The organism is uncultured Stenotrophomonas sp. (genome assembly GCF_963519925.1).
In the GTDB taxonomy this organism is placed as follows: Bacteria; Pseudomonadota; Gammaproteobacteria; order Xanthomonadales; family Xanthomonadaceae; genus Stenotrophomonas; species Stenotrophomonas maltophilia_AE.
On record NZ_CAUQPH010000213.1, the window covers coordinates 1 to 4,262 of the forward strand.

Annotated in this window: 4 protein-coding genes; 1 reads left to right on the plus strand and 3 read right to left on the minus strand. The window is 66.7% G+C overall.

Translation table 11 applies throughout. From position 1 onward, the window contains the following. From RWO33_RS19510 to sufT, 3 genes are all read right to left on the minus strand, one after another. Window positions 1-1,325: S8 family peptidase (locus RWO33_RS19510; protein WP_314107044.1), on the minus strand; the 1,325-nt coding region annotated here is incomplete at its 3' end. 615 nt (window positions 1,326-1,940) lie between these two features. After that, window positions 1,941-3,038, minus strand: coding sequence for a branched-chain amino acid aminotransferase (locus RWO33_RS19515; RefSeq protein WP_314107047.1), 1,098 nt, complete (start codon window positions 3,036-3,038; stop codon window positions 1,941-1,943). Window positions 3,039-3,075: 37 nt separating this feature from the next. Continuing rightward, complete coding sequence (gene sufT / locus RWO33_RS19520) at window positions 3,076-3,627, minus strand: putative Fe-S cluster assembly protein SufT (RefSeq protein WP_314107049.1); 552 nt, start codon at window positions 3,625-3,627, stop codon at window positions 3,076-3,078. A gap of 117 nt (window positions 3,628-3,744) precedes the next feature. On the opposite strand from sufT, the gene RWO33_RS19525 reads away from it, so the two are divergent. Continuing rightward, window positions 3,745-4,164, plus strand: a complete 420-nt coding sequence (locus tag RWO33_RS19525) for a hypothetical protein (RefSeq protein WP_314107051.1) — start codon at window positions 3,745-3,747, stop codon at window positions 4,162-4,164. Window positions 4,165-4,262: the final 98 nt, after the last annotated feature.

The window sequence follows — 4,262 nt, forward strand, 5'->3', positions numbered from 1 at the left end:
GTGTTCTTGAGCAGGGTTTCAACAGCCGCCGGCGACAGCGCGGTCGGCGCGACCGACTGCACCAGCGCGACCACGCCGGCCACGTGCGGCGCCGCCATCGAGGTGCCGTTGTACGACGCGTAGGACGCGCTGCCCGGCACCGTGGTGCCGCTGTTGAGCGTGGACAGGATCGCCTGGCCCGGCGCCGACACGTCGATGCCGGTACCGTAGTTGGAGAAGCTGGCGCGCGCGCCGGCCGAGGTGGTGGCTGCTACCGCGATCACGTTGGCGCAGTTGGCCGGCACCGCCGAGGACACGTTGGTGTTGCTGTTGCCGGCCGCCACCACCACGGTGGTGCCGCGCGACACCGCGCCATTGATCGCGTTCTGGTAGGTGGCCGAGCAGCTGCCGCTGCCGCCCAGCGACATGTTGATCACCTCGGCCGGGTTGGCGTTGGCCGGGACGCCGCTGACCGTGCCGCCCGAGGCCCACACGATCGCATCGGCGATGTCGGAGGTGTAGCCGCCGCACTTGCCCAGCACGCGTACCGGCACGACCTTGGCGTTGTAGGCGGTACCGGCCACGCCGGTGCTGTTGTTGGTCACCGCCGCGATGGTCCCGGCGACATGGGTGCCGTGCCAGCTGGAGTTGGCGGCCGGATAGCCGGCGCCGCATTCATTGGCACCGTACCAGTCGCCTTCGTCGTTGGCGTTGTTGTCACGCCCGCCGCCGTCGCGCGCCATCGCCGCGTCGCTGATGAAGTCGTAGCCGGGCAGGATGTTGGCGTTGAGGTCGGCATGGCTGGTGATGCCGGTGTCGATCACGGCGACCACCACGCCGGTGCCGGTCGCCTTGTCCCAGGCCGGACGTACGTTGATCGACGCATTGCTGGTGCCGAAGCCCCACTGCTCGGACAGGCGCGCGTCGTTCGGGGTCAGCGTGGCGCGCATCAGCTGGTCGACTTCGACGTATTCCACGTTCGGGTCGGCGGCCAGGCGACGCATCAGCAGTTCCGACTCGGCAACGTCCAGCGGGCGGTCGGCCTTGACCACGGTCGGACCGATCGCCAGCGTGCGCAGCTTCTGCAGGCCCAGCGCGCGCCCCTGCGCTGCCGGCACCGCCGCCGCTGCGGCCTTGAGCGAGCTGGCCAATGCGGTCGGCGTGGCCACGTCGGTGGCGCCGTCCTTGTACTTCACGATGAAGCGCTGGTGGGTGGGCGCGGAGGCCAGGCCACTCAGCTGCACGTCGCCGGCGAATGCCGGGGCGGCCAGCAACAGGGTCGAAAGAACCGAACCACCGAGTACAACCACTGCACGCTGACGCAGACGCTGCGGATCGTTAGACATCGGAATTCCCTTTAAGTCGAGAGGAGCCGTCGATGCGGCGAAAGTCGGTTCGATCCGTCGCTGGAGACAGATGGCTTGAATCGAACCTGGAAGACGGATCGGTTTCCCCTGAGTAACCGCCCGATCCCGGACGCTAGTGGTTCGGCCCCACTGCAACAATGTTTCAGCCCGCTTTCAGGGTTGTGAAAAGTTAGATCTGAGACTTTCCGGGTCAAAGGTTTGTGAATGTGAAGGAATGGGGCGGTAGCGGAACGGTCATTGCGGATGTAATTCGTGTCCTGCGTCACTGTCTCGTGCGTCAACGGCAAGACATTGCTTGCGCAACAACGGGTTAGCGGGGTTTAGATCGTTTCAGAGGACGGACCCAGCGGCACGCCAGCCACGCAGGGCGTGGCTCTACGCGGCAGGTGTGCGAGCCATGCGGGGGGCGCGGCGGGTGTGCGAGCCATGCAGGGGCGCGGCAGGTGTGCCAGCAACGCAGGGCGTGGCTCTACCGGGTGAGGCAGCGGCTTGATGGGTAGCGCCACGCCCTGCGTGGCTGTACCTGCCCGACGGCCATGAAAAAGGCCCGCCTGTTGCCAGGCGGGCCTTGGATGCATGCGATGTCTGCCGGGATCAGCCGTCCAGGCGCACCAGCCAGCCGTGGCGATCCGGCAGGCGGCCGTACTGGATGTCGGTCAGCTCCTTGCGCAGCGACATCGTCACTTCGCCGGCCGGGGCGCCGAGGTCGCCCACCGAGAAGCCTTCGCCCTTGAGCTGGCCGATCGGGGTCACCACGGCAGCGGTGCCGCAGGCGAATACTTCGGCGATCTCGCCGGAGGCCACGCCCTGCTTCCACTCGTCGATGCTGACCTTGCGCTCTTCGACCTTCATGCCGCGGTCCCGCGCCAGCTGCAGGATGCTTTCGCGGGTGATGCCTTCGAGGATGCTGCCGGACAGCTCCGGGGTCACCAGGGTGCCGTCCTTGTAAACCAGGAACACATTCATGCCACCCAGTTCTTCCAGGTATTTGCCTTCAACCGGATCCAGGAACAGCACCTGCGAGCAGCCCTGGGCCTGGGCCTTCTGCTGCGGCAGCAGCGAGGCGGCGTAGTTGCCACCGCACTTGGCCGCGCCGGTGCCGCCCTTGGCCGCACGCGCGTATTCGGTCGACAGCCAGATCGCCACCGGGGCCACGCCCTTGGCGAAGTAGGGACCGGCCGGGCTGGCGATCACGTAGTAGCCGGCCTTCTGCGCGCCGCGCACGCCCAGGAAGGCTTCATCGCCGATCATGAACGGACGGAAGTACAGGCTGGATTCGTCGGCCGACGGCACCCAGTTGGCATCCACCGCGATCAGCTGGCGCAGCGATTCGACGAAGATGTCCACCGGCAGCTCCGGCAGCGCCAGGCGCTGCGCCGAACGCTGCAGGCGGCGGCCATTGGCGTCCGGGCGGAAGGTCCAGATCGAGCCGTCGGCGTGGCGGTAGGCCTTGATGCCTTCGAAGATCTCCTGGCCGTAATGCAGCACCGCGGCGGCCGGGTCCAGCTGCAGCGGGCCGTACGGGCGCACGCTGGCGTCGTGCCAGCCGGTGTCCTTGTCCCAGCGTACTTCCACCATGTGGTCGGTGAAATGCAGACCAAAACCCGGCGCGGCGAGGATGCGATCACGCTCTTCGCTGCTGCGCGGCTGGGCGGAACGGGTGGTGGTGAAGCTCACGGAAGACTGGGACACCGGATGATTCCTGTTCTGGTTACGGGGTACGCATCAATTACAGCATGCCGGTTTCGAGCCGGGCGGCTTCGGACATCATGTGCTTGCCCCACGGCGGGTCGAACACCAGTTCGACATCGGCCTCGGCGACGGTCGGGATCATTTCCAGCTTGCTGCGCACGTCATCGACCAGGATGTCGCCCATGCCGCAGCCGGGCGCGGTGAGGGTCATGGTGACATCAACCTCGCGCTGGCCGTCGTCCAAGTGCTTGAGCTCCACCTCATAGACCAGGCCGAGGTCGACGATGTTGAACGGGATCTCGGGGTCGAAACAGGTGCGCAGCTGCTGCCACACCAGCTTTTCGACCTCCTCGTCGGAGGCGTCGGCGGGCAGTTCCAGCGCCGGCGGCGCTTCCTTGCCGATGGCGTCGCCATCCTTGCCGGCGATGCGGAACAGATTGCCTTCGACGAACACGGTATAGCTGCCGCCCAGCGCCTGGGTGATGTACCCGTAGCTGCCGGCAGGCAGGGTGACCGTTTCGCCCTGCGGGACCATGACGGCCTCGCAGTCGCGTTCGAAGTGGACGGGTTCGCTGCTACGGGAGTACATGTGGATCGATATGGGGTCGCGGCCAATTCCCGCAAGGTGTCCATTTTAGCCCAGTGGCCGCCCACGCGCCGGTCACCCCGCAAGCCGGTATCCTGTGGGCATCGAAAGGAACACTGCATGCCGCCCACCTCTGCGTCCGCCCGGTCCCTTGCCTGGGTCTGGTCCCCCCTGCTGCTGCTTGGAATCGTCACGGCCACGCTGGCCTGGTTGGTCATCGCATTGCTGAGTGGTCGCCAGGCCGGCTGGATGGCAGTCCTTGCGGCGCTGGAGCTGGGTTTCATGCTGCGCCTGGGCAAACTGCGGGCCGGACCGCTGCGGGTCGGATTGACGGTCGCCGGTACCCTGCTGGTGGCGCTGGCGGCCAACTGGGGCATCGCTTCGGCCTACCTGGGCGGCTCGATGGGGCTGGACCCGTGGAATTCAGCGTTGCGCATGGGGCCGTTCATGGCGGCGACGCTGATCCAGCTGGCCAACGGGGCAGCCGAGTGGCTGTGGCTGGGCGTGGGCCTGGTGGTTGGGTGGTGGATTTCCCGATAGCGTCAGACGGAATGCGAGGGCCGGGCCACGGGCCGCCCTACCCGTGGGATTAAACATAACCGAGGATTGATACACATAACAAAGGGCCCCTAACAAAT

What these genes read in the sequence shown, in the direction of transcription:
- RWO33_RS19525 (WP_314107051.1), top strand. Translation starts at nt 3,745, where the DNA reads ATGCCGCCCACCTCTGCGTCCGCCCGGTCCCTTGCCTGGGTCTGGTCC.
- sufT (WP_314107049.1), bottom strand. Translation starts at nt 3,627, where the DNA reads ATGTACTCCCGTAGCAGCGAACCCGTCCACTTCGAACGCGACTGCGAG.